1 protein-coding gene is annotated in these 641 nt (G+C 66.6%); it reads left to right on the top strand.

Features of this window, described 5'->3' with window-relative positions:
* Nucleotides 1-641, top strand: a 641-nt coding sequence (locus IC50_RS14430) for a gamma-glutamyltransferase (protein WP_035705445.1), incomplete at both ends; no start/stop codon positions are given.

Below are 641 nucleotides of genomic sequence, written 5' to 3'. Positions count from 1 at the left end.
GACGCGGCTGCCGCAGGACAAGCTGAAGGCGACGCTGGCTCACCTTGCCGCGGCCGGCGCGCGTGATTTCTACCAAGGCGATCTCGCCAAGAGCATCGCCTCCGATATCAAGGCCGACGGCGGTTCGCTCTCGGTCGAGGATCTCGCCGCCTTCCGCGCGCATCTGCGCGAGCCGCTCGCGATCCCCTATCGCGGAGGCAAGGTGTTTGCGACGCCGGAGCTCACCGCCGGACCGACCATGGCGCATGCGCTGCGCCTGCTGCAGCAGAATTTGCAGCCGGCAGGCACACCGGATGCGGCCGCCTATGCCGAATATGCGCTCGCCCTGCAATCGGCCTATCGCCAGCGGCTCGACGATATGGGCGATGCCGACGGCAAGCGTTCGCTCGGCGCGGAATATCTCGCGCCGGCCTGCACCACGCATTTCTCGGTGGTCGACCGTCACGGCAACATGGCCGCCGTGACGCAGACCCTTCTCTCCACCTTCGGCTCGAAATACGTGACACCGCACACCGGCATTCCCATGAACAACGGAATCATGTGGTTCGATCCGACGCCGGGCACCACCAACTCGCTCGCCCCCGGCAAGCGCTGCCTGACCAACTACACGCCGGTCATCGCCGAGACCGGGGACGGCAAGC

Source organism: Bradyrhizobium genomosp. I (2014) (assembly GCF_000261685.1).
In the GTDB taxonomy this organism is placed as follows: Bacteria; Pseudomonadota; Alphaproteobacteria; order Rhizobiales; family Xanthobacteraceae; genus Bradyrhizobium.
The sequence above is the reverse complement of the archived record's forward strand: the minus strand, read 5'-3'. Positions and strand labels throughout refer to the sequence as shown.